15 protein-coding genes are annotated in these 15,997 nt (G+C 44.2%); 9 read left to right on the top strand and 6 right to left on the bottom strand.

Going from position 1 to position 15,997, the window contains the following annotated elements; translation table 11 throughout:
* Window positions 1–1,587: a GGDEF domain-containing protein gene (locus ICN45_RS00075; RefSeq protein WP_216171857.1), complete on the bottom strand. Its 1,587-nt coding sequence runs from the start codon at window positions 1,585–1,587 to the stop codon at window positions 1–3.
* Window positions 1,588–1,825: 238 nt separating this feature from the next.
* Between ICN45_RS00075 and ICN45_RS00070 the strand changes: the two genes are divergently transcribed.
* On the top strand, window positions 1,826–2,542 hold the full coding sequence (locus ICN45_RS00070; RefSeq protein WP_216171855.1) for a response regulator transcription factor: 717 nt from the start codon (window positions 1,826–1,828) through the stop codon (window positions 2,540–2,542).
* A 22-nt stretch (window positions 2,543–2,564) separates the two neighbouring features.
* On the opposite strand, the gene ICN45_RS00065 is transcribed toward ICN45_RS00070, so the two are convergent.
* Window positions 2,565–2,822: a hypothetical protein gene (locus tag ICN45_RS00065; RefSeq protein ID WP_216171853.1), complete on the bottom strand. Its 258-nt coding sequence runs from the start codon at window positions 2,820–2,822 to the stop codon at window positions 2,565–2,567.
* Between the two features lie 167 nt (window positions 2,823–2,989).
* Here ICN45_RS00065 and ICN45_RS00060 point away from each other — a divergent pair, with 167 nt between their 5' ends.
* Together ICN45_RS00060 and ICN45_RS00055 are read left to right on the top strand one after the other, a co-directional pair.
* Window positions 2,990–4,021: a hypothetical protein gene (locus ICN45_RS00060; RefSeq protein ID WP_216171851.1), complete on the top strand. Its 1,032-nt coding sequence runs from the start codon at window positions 2,990–2,992 to the stop codon at window positions 4,019–4,021.
* Between the two features lie 20 nt (window positions 4,022–4,041).
* Entirely contained in the window at window positions 4,042–5,085 is a 1,044-nt protein-coding gene (locus ICN45_RS00055) for a COG3904 family protein (protein WP_216171849.1), read from the top strand.
* Window positions 5,086–5,105: 20 nt separating this feature from the next.
* On the opposite strand, the gene ICN45_RS00050 is transcribed toward ICN45_RS00055, so the two are convergent.
* The 3 genes from ICN45_RS00050 to ICN45_RS00040 are packed head-to-tail and all read right to left on the bottom strand — an operon-like array spanning window position 5,106 to window position 8,530.
* The gene (locus ICN45_RS00050) at window positions 5,106–5,744 is read right to left on the bottom strand and encodes a hypothetical protein (RefSeq protein WP_216171847.1); all 639 of its coding nucleotides are present in this window, start codon (window positions 5,742–5,744) and stop codon (window positions 5,106–5,108) included.
* A gap of 33 nt (window positions 5,745–5,777) precedes the next feature.
* Window positions 5,778–7,214, bottom strand: a complete 1,437-nt coding sequence (locus ICN45_RS00045; RefSeq protein WP_216171845.1) for a tetratricopeptide repeat protein — start codon at window positions 7,212–7,214, stop codon at window positions 5,778–5,780.
* A gap of 35 nt (window positions 7,215–7,249) precedes the next feature.
* The gene (locus tag ICN45_RS00040; RefSeq protein ID WP_216171844.1) at window positions 7,250–8,530 is read right to left on the bottom strand and encodes a hypothetical protein; all 1,281 of its coding nucleotides are present in this window, start codon (window positions 8,528–8,530) and stop codon (window positions 7,250–7,252) included.
* 178 nt (window positions 8,531–8,708) lie between these two features.
* Here ICN45_RS00040 and ICN45_RS00035 point away from each other — a divergent pair, with 178 nt between their 5' ends.
* Genes ICN45_RS00035 through ICN45_RS00025 form a run of 3 tightly spaced genes read left to right on the top strand, consistent with a single transcriptional unit; the run spans window position 8,709 to window position 11,583 of the window.
* Window positions 8,709–9,917 (top strand): hypothetical protein, encoded by a 1,209-nt coding sequence (locus tag ICN45_RS00035; RefSeq protein WP_216171842.1) that lies wholly within the window; start codon window positions 8,709–8,711, stop codon window positions 9,915–9,917.
* Window position 9,918: 1 nt separating this feature from the next.
* Window positions 9,919–10,164 carry an acyl carrier protein gene (locus tag ICN45_RS00030; protein ID WP_216171840.1) on the top strand — a complete coding sequence of 82 codons (246 nt, stop codon included), beginning with the start codon at window positions 9,919–9,921 and terminating at the stop codon, window positions 10,162–10,164.
* Between the two features lie 15 nt (window positions 10,165–10,179).
* Window positions 10,180–11,583 carry an AMP-binding protein gene (locus ICN45_RS00025; protein WP_216171839.1) on the top strand — a complete coding sequence of 468 codons (1,404 nt, stop codon included), beginning with the start codon at window positions 10,180–10,182 and terminating at the stop codon, window positions 11,581–11,583.
* On the opposite strand, the gene ICN45_RS00020 is transcribed toward ICN45_RS00025, so the two are convergent.
* On the bottom strand, window positions 11,561–11,791 hold the full coding sequence (locus ICN45_RS00020) for a DUF2283 domain-containing protein (protein ID WP_216171837.1): 231 nt from the start codon (window positions 11,789–11,791) through the stop codon (window positions 11,561–11,563). The two genes, ICN45_RS00025 and ICN45_RS00020, sit on opposite strands and share 23 nt — an antisense overlap.
* A 114-nt stretch (window positions 11,792–11,905) precedes the next feature.
* Here ICN45_RS00020 and ICN45_RS00015 point away from each other — a divergent pair, with 114 nt between their 5' ends.
* The 3 genes from ICN45_RS00015 (at window position 11,906) to ICN45_RS00005 (ending at window position 15,773) form a co-directional block, all read left to right on the top strand.
* Window positions 11,906–13,420 carry a DUF1800 family protein gene (locus ICN45_RS00015; protein WP_216171835.1) on the top strand — a complete coding sequence of 505 codons (1,515 nt, stop codon included), beginning with the start codon at window positions 11,906–11,908 and terminating at the stop codon, window positions 13,418–13,420.
* Entirely contained in the window at window positions 13,417–14,751 is a 1,335-nt protein-coding gene (locus ICN45_RS00010; protein ID WP_216171832.1) for a DUF1501 domain-containing protein, read from the top strand. The genes ICN45_RS00015 and ICN45_RS00010 overlap by 4 nt, the downstream gene beginning before the upstream one ends.
* 95 nt (window positions 14,752–14,846) lie before the next feature.
* Window positions 14,847–15,773: a 2OG-Fe(II) oxygenase gene (locus ICN45_RS00005; protein WP_216171831.1), complete on the top strand. Its 927-nt coding sequence runs from the start codon at window positions 14,847–14,849 to the stop codon at window positions 15,771–15,773.
* Window positions 15,774–15,997: the final 224 nt, after the last annotated feature.

Genomic DNA, 15,997 nt, shown 5'->3' with positions numbered 1-15,997 from the left:
TTAGACAGGAATTTCAGAGTAGAGGTGAATGGAGTTTCTACCATTTTGTTTGGATCGATACATCGCTGCATCAGCGCGTTTAAACAAGCCCTCTTCATTATCGGAGTCTGAGGGGAATATAGCGATACCAATACTCACGGTAGTGGGAATCAGCTCGCCCTCTACAGCAACCCCCAGAGCAACGGCAGCTTGAAATTTTTTGGCAATTTCGATTGCGTCCTCTGAGCTACGCAAATCCTCTAGCAATACTACGAATTCATCACCACCCAAGCGCCCTAAAGAATCAGACTCCCGAATACAGGCCATCATCCGATTGCATGATGCCTTGAGCACCTCGTCACCCGCTGTATGACCATATTGATCATTAATATTCTTGAAGCGATCAATATCAATAAACAGTAATGCAAACAGTGACTTCTCCCGACGCGCCTTCAGCATGGCCCTCTGCATCCGATCGACAAAGAGTGCTCTATTCGGTAAGCCCGTTAAGGTGTCATGATGCGCTAGATGTTGCACTTGAGAAAGAGAATGCTTCAGACGACAGTTGAGTCGCCAGATGTAATACACAATCGTGACCACCAAAAACAAGGCAATTAAAACGGATACAAAGGCGCTGTATAAGACCGTCAGATCTTTTTTGGGATTCGGGTCATACATGAAACCATCTAAGCTAAAGCCTTTCTCCAAGGCGCCAGCTTCTTTATAGATAGTTGCGGTGTGCTCCCAACGGGCTTGATTCATATAGCCTATAGGAACTAATTCTGCAGAAATCAGTGGCTGTATCTTGCTACGCTCGAATTCTATTTTTTTTACCGTTTCTTGCGGCGCATATTGATGCACAATTTTTACTGCCTCTTCAGGGTGCTTCAATAAATACTCCCAACCCTGCAGACTGGCAGCCCGAAAGCGCTCTACGCGCTCAGGATGATTTTTTATCTCATCGCTAGTCGTAAATAAATTATCACCATACATATCAATGCCAATAGAACGCGGGCTATAAATTTCGATAGGAAACTTTTCCTGCAACAAGCGATAGGGCTCATTACTGATATAGCCAGAGATGGCTAAAGCCTTTCCTGATAATAATTGCTCCACCGTATCCATACCGGGCGTGGATGCGCTCACAGTGCTTAAGCTAATATTTTCTCGCTTGAGATACACCAAGAGCTCATCAGACAGTCGCCGCAGAATAATTGGCTTTTCATTCAAATCCTGGATGGATTGATTCTCTTTGAAGCGTTTGGCAATTAATACATAAGGTGAATGTTGAAAGATGGCTGCCAACACCACTACCGGTGCACCCTCTTGACGTGAGACCAGCAAACCACTGGTACCCACCCCAAAATTTGCCTTACCAGAGGTCACCTCTAAAACAACATCTTTACCTGGCTGTAATGCTTTGATGTCGACATCTAAACCTGCCGCCTCGTAGTAGCCCTGTTCTTGAGCAGCATAGTAACCTGCGAATTGATATGCATGAGTCCACTTGAGCTGCAAAGTCACCTTTTCTAAGGCGAATGCGGGTTGCGCAAATAATATGAGGGCTGAAATTAACCCTGATAAAGAAATTGAACTAATAAAACGCAAGTAATGATCCTATTTTGAGAATGATTCTGGTTTACCGTATTTACTGTATTCACCGTTTTTACAATACGAAACTAGTATCAATGTAATAGAAACTGGTTTGAATAACTGAAAAATCAGCTAGTTAAAAGAAATAAAGTAATATAAATAGTATATAAATACTAAAAAGCACTAAATTGATGCAAAATATGGCATCAATGTACTAGTTGCAACAAAATGTGGGTAAACTCCGCAAATGCTTATGAGTATAGATACTAAAACCCCTATCAAAGTTCAAATCGTTGACCCACACCAGATTGCGTTGTGGGGCATGAAGCAATTGATTTCTAGCAACGCTAAGTATTCGGTATGTGCCACTTCAACGAATGTTAAGGAAGCGATTGCCTCTGCACTTGCATCCGAGCCCGATGTCATTGTGTTAGAACCAGACCTAGATGGCGAAGATGGTATTGAACTCATTACTACCTTATTACAAAAAACAAACGCAAAGATCATTATTTTTACGGGTAACAACAAACCGAATTTACACGATCAAGCAGTTGTTAAGGGCGCGCGTGGTGTCATTACCAAGAATGAGTCTAATGACATTCTTCTCAAAGCAATTGAAAAAATTCATCTTGGTGAGCTCTGGATTAACCGTAATGCCACCTCTAGAATCTTAATGCAAATTGCTGAAGCGAATGCTCCAAAAGTACTAAGTAATGAACAGAAAAAGCTGGGCACTCTCTCCACCAAAGAAGAAAAAGTCACCCGCGCCATTCAGATGCACTCTGAAAAAACCTTGAAAGAGATTGCCTCGACGCTCAATATCAGTGAGCACACCTTGCGCAATCATTTGGCCTCAATTTACAGCAAACTTGACCTCAGAAATCGTCTAGAGTTGTACGTATTTTGCGGCAAATACCAAAAGACGAATGATCCTAGCGTACATCCACGCCGTCGTTCGACTGATGGCTAAGAGCCTATCGGCCATTGCATAATTAATGTTTTTGCTGAGATCCGTCTGTAGCGGTAATGGTCTTTTGATCTTTCAGGACCTCCTGGGCTAGCCTTAATAAAACCTCAGCTACCTCTGGACGCTTTAAAAACTCATCCGCCAAAGTGAAGCCAATCAGAATAGTGTCTGATCCTTTGCCAACTTTTGCTTGTAATACCTCGGATGATTCTGGAAGCCGGTTTAGAAAGAGTTTATAGGCAGCAATGATGTCTTCTCTATTGGCAATAATTTCTTGGTTCATCTTGCGCCCTTCTCAATTGATATCTGGTTTGATCGATGATTTAAGACCTCTAATGAATTACTATAACTCAATCTAGTCTCTTTATAGCCTAGCCATAAAATATTCACCATATTGCTATAAGATATGATTTTATTAGAAACTTGATCGTTTCTCAACGAGAGTAATTTATGATGATTTACATCACCTTTTTAGCCGCGTTCTTGCTATCTAGCATTGCCGCTTACTACTCCGTTGTGGGCCTAACTACCATTTTCATTGGCGCTTTTTGGCCCATTGTCATTATGGGTGTTGCCCTTGAGTTAGCAAAATTGGTCACCACCTCTTGGCTTTACCATAACTGGAAAACAGCCTCGTTTTTACTCAAGAGTTATTTAACTGGTGCTGTTCTTGTGCTCATGCTCATTACCTCAATGGGCATCTTTGGTTTTTTAGCCAAATCCCATATCGATTCAACTCAAGAAAATACCACTAATACAACAGAATTAAATACCTTGGTTGAGCAAGAAAATATTGCTAAAGCACGTCTTCAATACTTGCTAGCGAGAGCAAAAGATCCTTCAACTGCCAGCCCTTATTTGGATAGACAAATCCAAGATACTCAGTCAGAGCTAAAAAAGTTAAGTCAAAGAAAAGCACCTCTACTTGCCAAAGAAAATAAATTGGTAGCTGAGATTGGCCCGCTCTACTATATTGCTAATATTTTTTATGATAACCCTGATGGCGCTTTAGACAAAGCTGTGCGACTGGTCATTATGGTCATTATGTTTGTATTTGATCCTTTGGCCATTCTCTTGGTGATTGCTGCTAATATCATGCTCAAAGAAAAACGGCAAAGAGAAAATCCAGAGCCTATTGGGCCGGCCATTCAGCCAACTGCACCACCTCCACCAACCCCCTCGCCCAGTCCGCAATTACCTGCTGTCGCCGAAACGCCTGCACCAGATACCCGTAATCAATTTGCGATAGAAAATCAAATGCTTAAAAAGCAAATGACGAGTAACGATATTAAAGCTGCTTTCAGAATCTTTTATGGTCGTGATCCTGCGGCTGAAGATCAGATTGAGCGCTTCGAAGGCAAAAGTTCTATAGAAGTCTTAGAATTTTTCTACACTTCTTCTGAATTTCTATCTCGCTCTGGTGCAACAGTATTGATATTGCAGGCGGCCAAGAAAATTCAAGAACTTAAAAAACCAGTCTAATTACTTAAGCCATTGCACTAATGAGTGGCGCCCGAATATATACCTTCAGCACTTGGGTTTTACTTGCCCTTCTGCATTCTCCAGAATCAGGGGCAATGACTTTTGAAAAGCATGAGCGTTGCATTAATCCTGCAAAACCGCGTTGTCAAGCCGTTATCCTTGCCGTCGGGCAAATCGATAAGCAAACGCCTGAGCAATTTAAAGCTATTGCAAAAGACTTTCCACCAGGATCATGGGTAGCGCTCACTAGTCCAGGTGGTAGCCTCATTAGCGCAATGCGTCTGGGACAACAGATTCGTGAGGCGGGATTTAACACCACCATTGGTTCTACCGACTACAGTCCACCAAATTGCTTCTCAGCCTGCGCTTATGCCTTTGCAGGAGGCATTTCACGGCATTTACCTGAAGGTAGTAAATACGGTATTCATCAATTTAAAGGGATGGATAAAGCATTAAACGAGGAGGAGTCTCAAAAGATTAGCGCCACCATCGGAACCTACTTAGATGTGATGGGGGTTGATCGGCACTTATTAGACTACGCCCAAGTGACCGCCAACGAAAGAATGAGTATCCTTTCGCTTGCGCAAGCAAAACTACTTAAGGTAGATAACACCGGTCAGTCACCCTATCCGCGCTGGCGCTTAGAGGCAACTGCTAATGGGCAATTGGTTGCCGTCAACAACCCTGCTAGTAAACCCCCTATTACACTAGCCCTTTTACCACTCCCAAGTGCGGATAAAAATCTCAACAAAAAAAAGATTGTGTTTGTAATCTTTTATAGAAGTGATGATGAAGCACTGTTCCAGCAGAGAATAGAGCACCAATTAATAATCACTCAAAAAACATATCCTCTAAAACAAGCAGAGGATTGGCAAAAGAAAACCAATGGCTATCAAGCGGGTTTTATGATTTCAGACGAAGCACTTAATTCCCTCTCGCAAGCGTCCGAAGAAAGCACCATCAACTTGAATTCAACTGTTGGCGCTATGCGCTTTGGTGTAGGAGGCTTTAAGAATATCTACCAAGCGCTTACTGAAAATGAGCCTAAGAGTTCGGGGAAATAAAGCATCGGATTTACTACAAGCTAGGTAATTAAATCCAATAGAGGCTTAGACGTAATACGCCCATCAAATCGTCCTTGTTTACGTTTGGCAAATAGGGCTTTATCGGCAGGGTCTGCTGGTGCTCCATCCTTACGCCAATCCACCTCAACTAAAACGCTATTTCCGTCGTAGGCATATAAGCCCGTTTGCAATGCCAATAGGGTTAGCTCAGCATCGGCATAGTGGCGTTGATATTCTGGGTAGAAAAAGTTACCAGCGTAGTTATTTTTGGCCCACTCTCTTCTAGCCAAACCAAAACCTGCCAGAGCGCCCGCCCATTTACCATCATTAAATCCCAGAAAAGATTTTTTGTCGCCCAAAGCTTCAAGTGCAAGCTTGAGCCACTGACGACCAGCATAGGCGTCTTGTGCCACATAGCCAAAGTATGGGCTTTGACTGACCTTGAAAGCAGCATTAACGATGGCTGCAAAACCCACTTTGCTCGAATCATGGATTGCCAAGACCATACCTGGGGCATCTGCGCGGCTAGCCATTAATTGCGCCGCCTGTTGGGCCTGTGAGGTATTCGTGAAGGGCATTACCATCAGCGCGCCCTCAACCTTCATGGCTTGCTGTAGATAGTCTTTTAAATCGGTTGATGAAATGTATTCGATCTGCATGAGTAATTTTTATATTAAGCTAAATTGTAGATACTAATCAACAAAAGCGGTATGCCTTTCACAAAACAGATTCCCCACATGGAGCACCTGAATTTGCGTCCCCATGGACAGCGCCTCACGGGCAGTTAAGCCGCTACTGTAAGGATAAGTATCAATCATCGTAGCGTGGCGATTGACCTCTTGTAAAGCTTCTTCATGGGTTTTAGGAATCACAAACTCAACCCTTCCCTCTAAGGCAGCCGCAATCCGCTCTTGCACTTGGGGATATCGATACTGCCGATGAATAAAGACCTTTTTTCCTGGCATCTGTGCGAGCTCTTGCAAGAATGGCCTCGAAACTTTAGCGGGATTAGAAAAAATACAGGGGGTCTTGAGTTTTTTACTGGCTGGTTTTGGTAGGTATGGTGGTGGCGTATAGCTTGCGTAGCCGCCCTTGATGTGCAAAATAGGCTCACTATATAAATGTTGCAAGCTCATGGGGGTGTGGTGCTGATCGCCCACCCAACCATCAAAACTCTCAAGGCCAGTAGTGACGCTTTGTCCCCCTACCCACTTGAACATTTGATGTGCGGGCTTAACTGAAAGGGCTTGCAATCCTACCGGATCCATCCAGCCACCTAAGTCATATAGAACGTCTAAATTAGCCCCATGAATCGCAATCGCCAAATCGGTAGCGCTCATATGTTGCACATCCATCCAATCGCTGCTGAGCCTTCTAAACTCTGCGCTGGCCCAATCATCCACATGACCTCGATTGAGCATCACTAAATCGCAATGCTTCGCCATGGTCTGCCATTTGGCAATGGTCAAAAAATACACCGGTGAAGCGCAAAATAATGGCGATAACAAACCGACTCTCGGGCGCATCGTCCCTCCAGAAGGGGGTGCTTGCCGTTTTAATAATGGAGGCAAGGTCAGATTCGGTAAGCGCAAATACTCTTTTGAGAAAGCACCAATATCATGGCTTAAATCGATCGCTGACTGCTCGTGATCCCAATCTGGGCGATCGTATAGTTTGGCCATCATAGTCGTCAATTTAACGTCCATGGCGTGTTCAGAATCTTGTAATGGTTTTACCCACTCAATCGCTTCGGCGGGTTCGCCAAAGTAATTTAGCGCGAGATCCGCCAAGCCTAATCGAGCTGATGCATTACTAGGGTCGATTGCTAATACCGCTTTAAAGCCCTGCTGCGCCTGAGCAATTTGATCGAGCTCTTTGTAGGCCTTTGCCATCACAATGGCGCTTTGCCAAAAGCGTGGGTTTAAATCAAACGCTTTCTTACAGGCTTCTAAAGCATGGCGAGAATTGCCACTACCTAGATAACATAGCCCTAAGTTATGTAGATACTCGGCAGATTGGGGAGACTCCTGAGCTAACTTTCCATAGAGTTCAATCGCTCTAGACCAGTGACTTTGATCACGCGCTGCTTGGGCTAACGCTAGTAGTTTTTTATCTTGAATGGCAGTCAAGCTTGTCTTTAATTAAAAACGAAGATTGCGAGCCATCACGAGAAATTGACTTCAGTGGGCGTTAAGGCACGAAGGTACTTTTTGGACCATTCTTTGCCACTCACTTGAGTGAGATACAAATTACGGTAATTAGCCCAACACACTGCCATCCATGCTGACTTCGTGCGATGCGCTACATCCTTCATCTCGCGGAGCAACTTCAGATGCACATTCAGTTCACGCTCACGCTCTGGTAAAGCAATCTTATAAGCCTTCAAAGACTTGCCGGCAGTCTTCATAAAGATCGGAAATAAACGCTCCACAATGAATGGCACATAAGTAGCGCCATGATGAATACCACGCTCATCGGCTTGCTTCGAGTGCAATAGATCTCTTACCTTTGAGGGCAACTTTTTATTAGCTGTACTCAACACATTATTGATCCACGGTAAGTAGAGAGACCAAAACTTGGGAGTGCCTACAAAATAATTGGCTGCTGAAAACTGATCGGAGGTGTGGATATTCGTTAGCTCAGCCACTGGCAAACCGGTTGCCTGAAAGACTGCCTTAGATAAGGCCATGAATTGGGGATGCGTGGTTTCGCCCTGCAGCCACAGGTTATGAAAAAGCGCTTCGTTATGCGGAAAAGGGTTGCAAAAGTACACATCATGGCCTGGATGGTCTTGAATGTTTTTCACCAAATCCGCCCCACTCATACCAGTCTTTTCAGTAAAGCGCCAAGATAAAGCACCCCACAGTTGCGCATCTTTAATATGTTCACTTTTTGCCAGGCGATCAAAGACGGCAAATTCTAATAATTCAGAATCACTTTTGCCATTATCCAAACCAATAAAGTTTGAATCCAATAACTCCCGTTGCCAGTTTTCGTAATAGATCTGAAAGATTTTCAAAGAAGATCTGGCAGAGCCTACCGTTTGCTTTGCCAGCTTTTGCTCGAGCTTTGGATTGGTCTTCGGAAGATTTTCTATTGCTGCTTCAGGCAGCCCTTTGCCATTGAGGCTAGCGCCGTTAGCAGCGCTTGGTTTAGCGGATGCTTTACCAGACTTAGTTGCAGGCTTCACTGCAGACTTCACAGCAACCTTGCCGGCAGGCTTGGTGGCTTTTGCAGCTTTAGAGAGCTGCTTATCTTTGGACGCTGCAGGAACCGGACTAGGGCTCGCTTTTGCCTTTGCAAAGACTTCGGGCATTGCCTTCGATATCTTCTTGAGAGGAGAATTGGTGGCTGACTTTACTAGGGCATCTTTTGCCTGGCTGGGTGCTCCAGCGCGACTGGCTGGTTTTGGTGCAGGAGATGTTTTAGGTTTTTTAACAGCCATAGTAGATAAGTACCAATTTTATAAAATAGATGGGAAGATAAAGCTTATATAAATTCTAAGTGCTTAATCACACAAAAATAATAATGAATTCTAGCGTGTTTTTCCCTGTATTTGGCGCAATAAAAGCCTTAAACTAAATTATCAATCCACCTCCATCAGCATCCACATTAAAAGCCTAATGGGTTTATTTCTACCCTCCCTCAAATTTGAAGATGTTCTCAGAGAATCAAAAGCGCTGATTGCAGAGGGCAAAAGCACTGAGGCGCTCAAAATGATCCAAAAAGCGGAGAAAAGAAATCTCTTTCACGCCGATCTATTCTTAATGAAAGCCAAGGCCCATAAATTATTAGGAAACCTCCAGGCCTATCATGATGCGCTAGCCGGTTTTCTGAAAGAAAATGAGAGAGATGTACAGCACCACCTCAAAATAGTTGAGGAGGAGATCGCCCAAAAAGACTTTGGCAGTGCACAAAACTATCTTGATCGTACTAAAAAACGATTTCCCTTAAGCGGTTTTACGCATGCCATCCAAGCTAGCTTGCATTGTGCTCAAGCCGATTATGAAAATGCTGCCAAGGCCCTGCTGCAAAAGCAAACCTATGGCAAGTTAGATGATCGGGATATTGGTCTCGTACATCAAATTCGCAAAGCGTCCCAAGATGTTCACGATCCCCATTGTAAGAACATCACCGCATTGCTCGCAACCGAGCAAGTCGACACGATATTACGGCGTTCGGTGTATGAATATTATGAATCCCTGGGATCTGATTGTGAATTCGGCTTTCTCCAGCGGGCTAATGGGCGAGAACCCCTGAGCTTATTTCGCTGGGGAACGATGCCACTAGGCGCCATGATTGAACTCTTTCGCCATCGCTTTAAAGACTTTGCTAGTAAAGAAACTGCCTCCTTGAAATTGGTACTCAATCCAGAGAATGGCAAGGCTGAATATCGCTTCATTGATAAGCTCTATCAATTTGATGCCCATACTTTTTTTACGAAGAAAAATATGGATATCTCGGAGAGTGCAGATACCCTTCTCCCCAAAGTGCTCAGCCATTTTTCTTTGCTTGCCAGAAAATTACAGGAAGATTTAGAGGATGGTGAAAAAATCTTTCTCTATAAATCTGACAAAATCATTACAACCAATCAGTGTCTCGAATTACATGAAGCCATCAACACGATTGGTAAAAATCGCTTGCTGATTGTGATGCGCCAAGAAAAAGATCGGCCTGTATTTGAGGTCATTAACCCCACATTGCTGATTGGCAGAGTAGATTATCTATGGACTGATATTGATAACCCCTACAAACCCTACTCTTCTGTGAAATGCTGGGACGACCTGATTCAGAAGGCGTATCAATTTTTCTCTGCAGAACAGGCTAGTTAAGATGATTCCATCCGTTCGGCAGCAAATTTTTGAATTGTTTCGCGTGGTCTTTCAGCAAAAAGATCTGCAACTTGCTCCTGAAATGATGACGGGTGATATTCCCGGGTGGGATTCCTTTAAGAATGTGGAAATTCTGCTTGCTTGCGAAGAAAAATTTGCTATTCGCTTTCGTTCAAAAGAAATCGATCAGATCCGCTCTATTGGTGACCTCATTGCGATGTGTGAACAAAAGACTGCTACGCAGTAAACCTCACTTGAGCGTATGAACACCACTCTTTCTGAGGCCTTAGGCAATGCAGCTCATCGGTATAGCGAGCAGATTGCGCTCTGCCACCGCGATAGAGATATTTCTTACGCTGCACTGAGCTCAAAACCGCTTCAAGAAACTAATGCCCAAAGTTCAAACACACCCATTAAACTGATCCCTGGCACGCAATCTGTAGAAGAATACCGCCTCATCTGGCAGTGCTTATCTGAGGGCAGGCCATTTTTACCCCTGAACCCCAAGTTCCCACCAGCACGCATCAGTCAAATCCAGCAGACCATTGATCATGCAGAAATACCACCCGATCTGGCCTATCTCATTTTCACAAGTGGCACTACGGGCGAGCCCAAGGGTGTTCCGATCACCCAGCAACAAGTATTCGATTACTCAAAAACACTCCAAGCGATCTTACAGATCACCAGCCATGACAAAGTATTGCAATTAGGCGATTTGTCTTTTGATATCTCCATCATGGCGATGCTGATGGCTTGGCCGCAAGGGGCTCAGCTTTGCACCCCCCCTCCAGAACATACCCTCATGGCCACACGCTATACAGAAGACCTAGCAATCACGGTATGGCTCTCCGTGCCTTCGGTAGTCAGTCTGGCAGCTAAAGCAGATCTGCTCACTCCCAACTCCCTGCCCCATATTCGTTTGGCTATTTTTGGAGGTGAAGCCTTACCCTATGACACCTTACGGCAATTTAGCCTAGCCGCCCCCAATGCTCGCTTATTTAATTTCTGGGGGCCGACTGAAGGCACGATTTCGTTGAGCCATTTTGAGATTGACCGAGGGGTATTGCAATCTGAAGAAGCCCCACCAGACTTAGACATTATTCCCATTGGCTTTGCTCATCCTGGTGTTGAGCTGGCTTTATGGAATGCAGAGCTGAATGATTTTTCACAATCGCCTGGTGAGCTTTGTGCCTGTTCTGACCAAATCACCCGTGGCTATTTAAATCGGCCAGATCTAAACGAAACCCAGTTCTGGATGCATCAAGGAAAACGCTGGTATCGCACTGGCGATTTAGCCAAATGGCATGACCAATATGGTTTTTGTTATTTAGGTAGAGTTGATCGTCAAATTAAACTCAAGGGCTATCGCATTGAGCTACAAGAATGTGAAACTGCGCTCCGTTTTGCGAGTGGGTGTACACAGGTAGCTGTGATTGGCTTTCCCAAATCAACATCAGGCGCCATTGAGGGCTTGCTAGGGTTTGTAGAAAGTGATCCTATTGAGATCATTAACACGGCCCTCTTCTTAGAAAGAATGCGAACTGCGTTACCAAACTATATGGTTCCCGATAGACTCATTACGGTAGAACACATACCTTTAAATCTCCATGGAAAAGTAGACTACCTTGCACTAGAGGCAAAAGCTAATCTGCCTTATGGGCTTTAACCTTATAGGCTTTAGCCTTATGGGCCTTAATCATGGCAGCCGGAACCATTCCATGGGCTTTGGCTTCAAGAATAACGATCTCCACCGCTGAACCGTCGGCCGCATAACTAATATGAGTATTCCAGTCCGGTGAAATCTCTTTTGCTATGGGTTTATCAGAGAAATGGAGAATTAAGGTGTCATCTTTATCAAAATAGGTGGTATTCATCGGTGTATTTTCCATTTCAGTATCAATAATATCAAGCAAAATGAAGCCGACTAGAGCGAAAAAGTTTAGTCAATATAAATCACTAAAATCAGATATCCCTTAATATCTATCCACATGAGCCTCCCTAATACCAGCCTACTCTCTTATAGCGACACGCTTTTGCGTCTGCGCTATAACGCCGGTAAATATGGGGCTGGTAATGGTGTTGAAATTGAGTATCCCGCTGTTGATGAACTACGTCCCCTGTCTCTTTTAAATGCCGATCTTCCGACACTCTTTCCGTATACGGGCAATGGCAATCAAATTCCGCCGCCAGAGCGTTCTCGCCCACGCTTAGAGGTCCAAGCAGCGACTTTACTAAAAGCAGTCGAGACCCAAACCCCGTGGGCAGAAGAATGGGTCGCTTTTTGGCGTGATCACTTTTCTATTTACGGCTTTGATAATAGTGTGGGCGCCTATCTTCCCCACTGGGATCGCACGGTTATCCGAGAGCGCTGCTGGGGTAACTTTCAGGATTTATTAGAAGCGAGTTCGCAACATCCTTGCATGCTCACCTATTTAAACAATCGCTCTTCGCGCGCAGGCAGCCCTAATGAGAACTTCGCCCGCGAGTTGTTTGAGCTCCACACCTTAGGTCGCCAGGCCTATCTTAATAATCTGTATTCGCAATGGCGCAGTGTGCCTGGGGCAAATCAAGGCAAGCCCTCTGGCTATATTGATCAAGACGTCTATGAGGCTGCTAGGGCCTTTACAGGCTGGTCTATAGAGGATGGTACCCATTTAGGTGGTGGGCAACATTTACCTAAAACAGGTCAGTTTATTTATGTCGCAGCTTGGCACGATAACTACCAAAAACGCGTGCTTGCTTCAGAATTCGAGGCCTATGCCGCTGCGATGGCCGATGGTAAAAAAGTATTAAGTCAGTGCGCTAATCATCCCGCTACTGCTAAACACATTAGCTACAAACTCGTGCAACGCTTTGTGAGTGATAAACCCCCTACTGATTTGGTCAATAGCACTGCTCAAGTGTTTATAGAAAAACGCACTTCTCCAAATCAATTGCAGTTGGTCTATCAACACCTTGTGCAAGCCAGTAGCAAAATCCCAAATACACAAAAGCAAAAGGCCAAGCGTCCGATGCGATTGGTTGCCTCTTTTGCAAAAGCAGTGAACTTGCCTTTCTTCTTGGGCGATGGCGGTGTAGCAACCTGGCCTCTAGAGTCCGCAGGGGTCCCAATCTATGGCTGGCAAAGCCCTGATGGACCACCGGATGGTTTAACTTGGATCTTGTCGGCCAGTTACATTCGTCAACGCACTCAACTCACGATGGGAGTGGCAGAAAACTGGTGGGCTACTAATGAATGGAATCCCTTTGCGGGCTTACCTCCTAAGCCTACCTATGAGCAGATGATGTCTAAATGGGAAGTGGCTTTGTTTAATCAAGCACGACCAGAGCTCTCTAACGCATTACTGATCTCACAGAACACCAAACCCACTGAGATTGCGCAAGACCCAAGACGCGCGAGACGTTTGGTAGGTTTACTTGCTTGCGCACCTTCATTCCAAACAGAAGTGATGTTGCCATCACCAGAAGAATTGAAACGCTCGATGCAAAGGAGTACTGCATGAGTAAAAAGATCAATGCATCGCAAGAAACAAACAAAATAAAAGCGCGCCGTGACTTCTTAAAAACGAGTGCAGTGATGAGCTCTAGCTTGATGACTACTCTTGGGAGCAACTTAGGCCTGAGTGGTTTGCTCACCGGCATTAGTAATGCCAGTTTTGCAGCAGAGCAAAACCCCAATCTTCAACCCTCCCCAATGATCGTAGTGTTCTTACGCGGTGGGGCTGACGGCTTAGCCTTGCTATCGCCATTAGATGATCCAAACTTTTTGGCATCACGTCCACCAGAGATGCGTTTTGCAATCGATAAATCTGCTAATACAGCTTTAAATCTACCTGCATTAAATCTGGATGGTACGAATTTCTATTGGCATCCAGCCGCAACTTCTTTAGCAAATCTTTTCAATAAAAAGAGACTCATTGCCTGGCAAGCAGTGGGCATTCAAGATGAAACGCGCTCGCACTTTGAAGCTCAAGAAATGATAGAGCGTGGTCTGCAATCGTTACAAAGTATTCCAGATCCCTTTGGATGGATGGCTAGGCAGGTTTACCTAAATAAAAATCAGACTGGTAGAGCAACTCAAGCAACCAATCAAGCAACCAATCAAACAAACAATGCAGCAGCTCCCTACAAACAACTCCCTTTGTTTGCAGGCAGCAATACGATGCCGCGGGCCATGCAAGGCGCTAGCCAAGTATTGGCCGTGAGAGATCTTCAAGGAGGCGTTTCTTTTCCGGGTGGGCCAGCGGCTTTAAAAGCCGTACAAACGCTTGGAGAAGTCGATAACAACCACCCTGCTGCCCAAGCGATGCTGGGCACCTTTAATACCCTGGAGCAAGTTAATTTAGCGCTTCCTAAGACGGATAACAAAGTGCTACCTTACCTCTCAGCAGGTGCAACACCTTATCCTGATAGCGACCCTGGAGCGGGCCTGCGTTCAGTTGCTAGGTTGATGCAAATTAATTTGGGTTTGCAATACGCCTGGGTGGATCACAATGGCTGGGATACCCATGACAATCAACCCGGCAGAGTCAATTACCTTACCAATCAACTAGGTACTGCACTACAGGCTTTTGATGAAGACATGCAAGCCCAAAACAGAAGCTACACCCTAATAGTTATGACAGAGTTTGGTAGAAGACTCATTACCAATAAAAGTAATGGCAGTGATCACGGCCATGGTGGCTTAGCACTCGTGATGGGCAGTAAAGTCCCCGGAGGAAAAACGATGGGTAAATGGCCGGGACTGGCAACCAATCAACTCGATCGGGGTGTTGATCTGGCAGTCACTACGGATTATCTGAAGATCTTGCAACAGGCACAGGCTTGGATATAGTTCTGCCCATTTAAGTTTTATATTACTATGATTAATTCTATACCCATTAAAACTCACAACTAATTACGTATCACATTAATCTCAGAGGAAATAGCATGGTTCTGGAAGATTTCATAAATAAAAATATTATTGACTCTGTGGATGATCTGCGGAGTAGATTTTTAAATGCAAAGCCTTTTAAACATTTACAAATTGACAATTTTTTCGACCCTGAACTCGTTAGCAAGTTAATAAAAGATTTTCCTGCACCGAAAAAGGAAGAGATGCTAAATGAATTTGGAGGCGTCAGCCTGAAGCATACCGTTAAAGATGTAAGAAATATTAGCCCTACCTATCAATCACTTGACGACATGGTATCTTCAAGTGACTTTATAAAATTTATGGAAAATATTACTGGAATCCACGAGTTGATATACGACCCATCCTATTTTGGGGGAGGTACCCACAATAATCTTTCGGGTCAGGCAATGGATCCCCATGTTGATTTCAATTACCTAGATATTCCAAATATTGGCAAGGTTCATAGAAGAATAAATGCCATTGTCTACTTAAATAAAACATGGGATGAGTCCTGGGGTGGCAATCTAGATCTTCATTCAGACCCCTGGGACCCTAGGAAAGATCAGCTGATTACAGTTGTTCCCAAAAAAAATCGCCTGATACTATTTGAAACGAATGAATATTCATGGCATGGATTTCATGCTGTGAATCATCTTGTTCCATTCGGTATGTCACGGAAAAGTTTTGCAATATATATGTATACCAAAGATAGGCCCCAGGACGAGATTAAACCCTCTCACGGAACTTTTTATGTACCCAGAATACCTATTGAGATGTTAAAGCCAGGGGTAGTTTTAACAAATGAAATGATCTCCGCCCTAGAGGCCGCAAGAATAAATACACTCGGCCTAATTAAAGAGAGCTACAACACTCAACTGAATCTTAGTCAATCAATTGCGGATAGGGAGTATGAAACAAAGGAGTTAAAAAATGAACTTAGCTTACTAAAGCTTACGAATTAAGCTATCACTAAAAGATTTTGCAATTGAAGCGACCATATTAATTGCTGGCCTATCCTATTGCACCAAATAAATAATGAAACAAAGTTTCTAAACTAAAAAACCACCAGACTAAACTCTTCTGGTGGTTCTTGATACTACTGCTGCTGACCTTGCTGCCTGTACTACCTTCGTTACCATTACTGTAGTCAAGCAACAACGGTCATTAGCAAATCCATTGCTTAAGC

The organism is Polynucleobacter alcilacus (assembly GCF_018881545.1).
Lineage (GTDB): Bacteria > Pseudomonadota > Gammaproteobacteria > Burkholderiales > Burkholderiaceae > Polynucleobacter > Polynucleobacter alcilacus.
The sequence above is the reverse complement of the archived record's forward strand: the minus strand, read 5'-3'. Positions and strand labels throughout refer to the sequence as shown.

What these genes read in the sequence shown, in the direction of transcription:
- ICN45_RS00070 (WP_216171855.1), top strand. Translation starts at nt 1,826, where the DNA reads ATGAGTATAGATACTAAAACCCCTATCAAAGTTCAAATCGTTGACCCA.
- ICN45_RS00065 (WP_216171853.1), bottom strand. Translation starts at nt 2,822, where the DNA reads ATGAACCAAGAAATTATTGCCAATAGAGAAGACATCATTGCTGCCTAT.
- ICN45_RS00060 (WP_216171851.1), top strand. Translation starts at nt 2,990, where the DNA reads ATGATGATTTACATCACCTTTTTAGCCGCGTTCTTGCTATCTAGCATT.
- ICN45_RS00055 (WP_216171849.1), top strand. Translation starts at nt 4,042, where the DNA reads ATGAGTGGCGCCCGAATATATACCTTCAGCACTTGGGTTTTACTTGCC.
- ICN45_RS00050 (WP_216171847.1), bottom strand. Translation starts at nt 5,744, where the DNA reads ATGCAGATCGAATACATTTCATCAACCGATTTAAAAGACTATCTACAG.
- ICN45_RS00040 (WP_216171844.1), bottom strand. Translation starts at nt 8,530, where the DNA reads ATGGCTGTTAAAAAACCTAAAACATCTCCTGCACCAAAACCAGCCAGT.
- ICN45_RS00035 (WP_216171842.1), top strand. Translation starts at nt 8,709, where the DNA reads ATGGGTTTATTTCTACCCTCCCTCAAATTTGAAGATGTTCTCAGAGAA.
- ICN45_RS00030 (WP_216171840.1), top strand. Translation starts at nt 9,919, where the DNA reads ATGATTCCATCCGTTCGGCAGCAAATTTTTGAATTGTTTCGCGTGGTC.
- ICN45_RS00025 (WP_216171839.1), top strand. Translation starts at nt 10,180, where the DNA reads ATGAACACCACTCTTTCTGAGGCCTTAGGCAATGCAGCTCATCGGTAT.
- ICN45_RS00020 (WP_216171837.1), bottom strand. Translation starts at nt 11,791, where the DNA reads ATGAATACCACCTATTTTGATAAAGATGACACCTTAATTCTCCATTTC.
- ICN45_RS00015 (WP_216171835.1), top strand. Translation starts at nt 11,906, where the DNA reads ATGAGCCTCCCTAATACCAGCCTACTCTCTTATAGCGACACGCTTTTG.
- ICN45_RS00010 (WP_216171832.1), top strand. Translation starts at nt 13,417, where the DNA reads ATGAGTAAAAAGATCAATGCATCGCAAGAAACAAACAAAATAAAAGCG.
- ICN45_RS00005 (WP_216171831.1), top strand. Translation starts at nt 14,847, where the DNA reads ATGGTTCTGGAAGATTTCATAAATAAAAATATTATTGACTCTGTGGAT.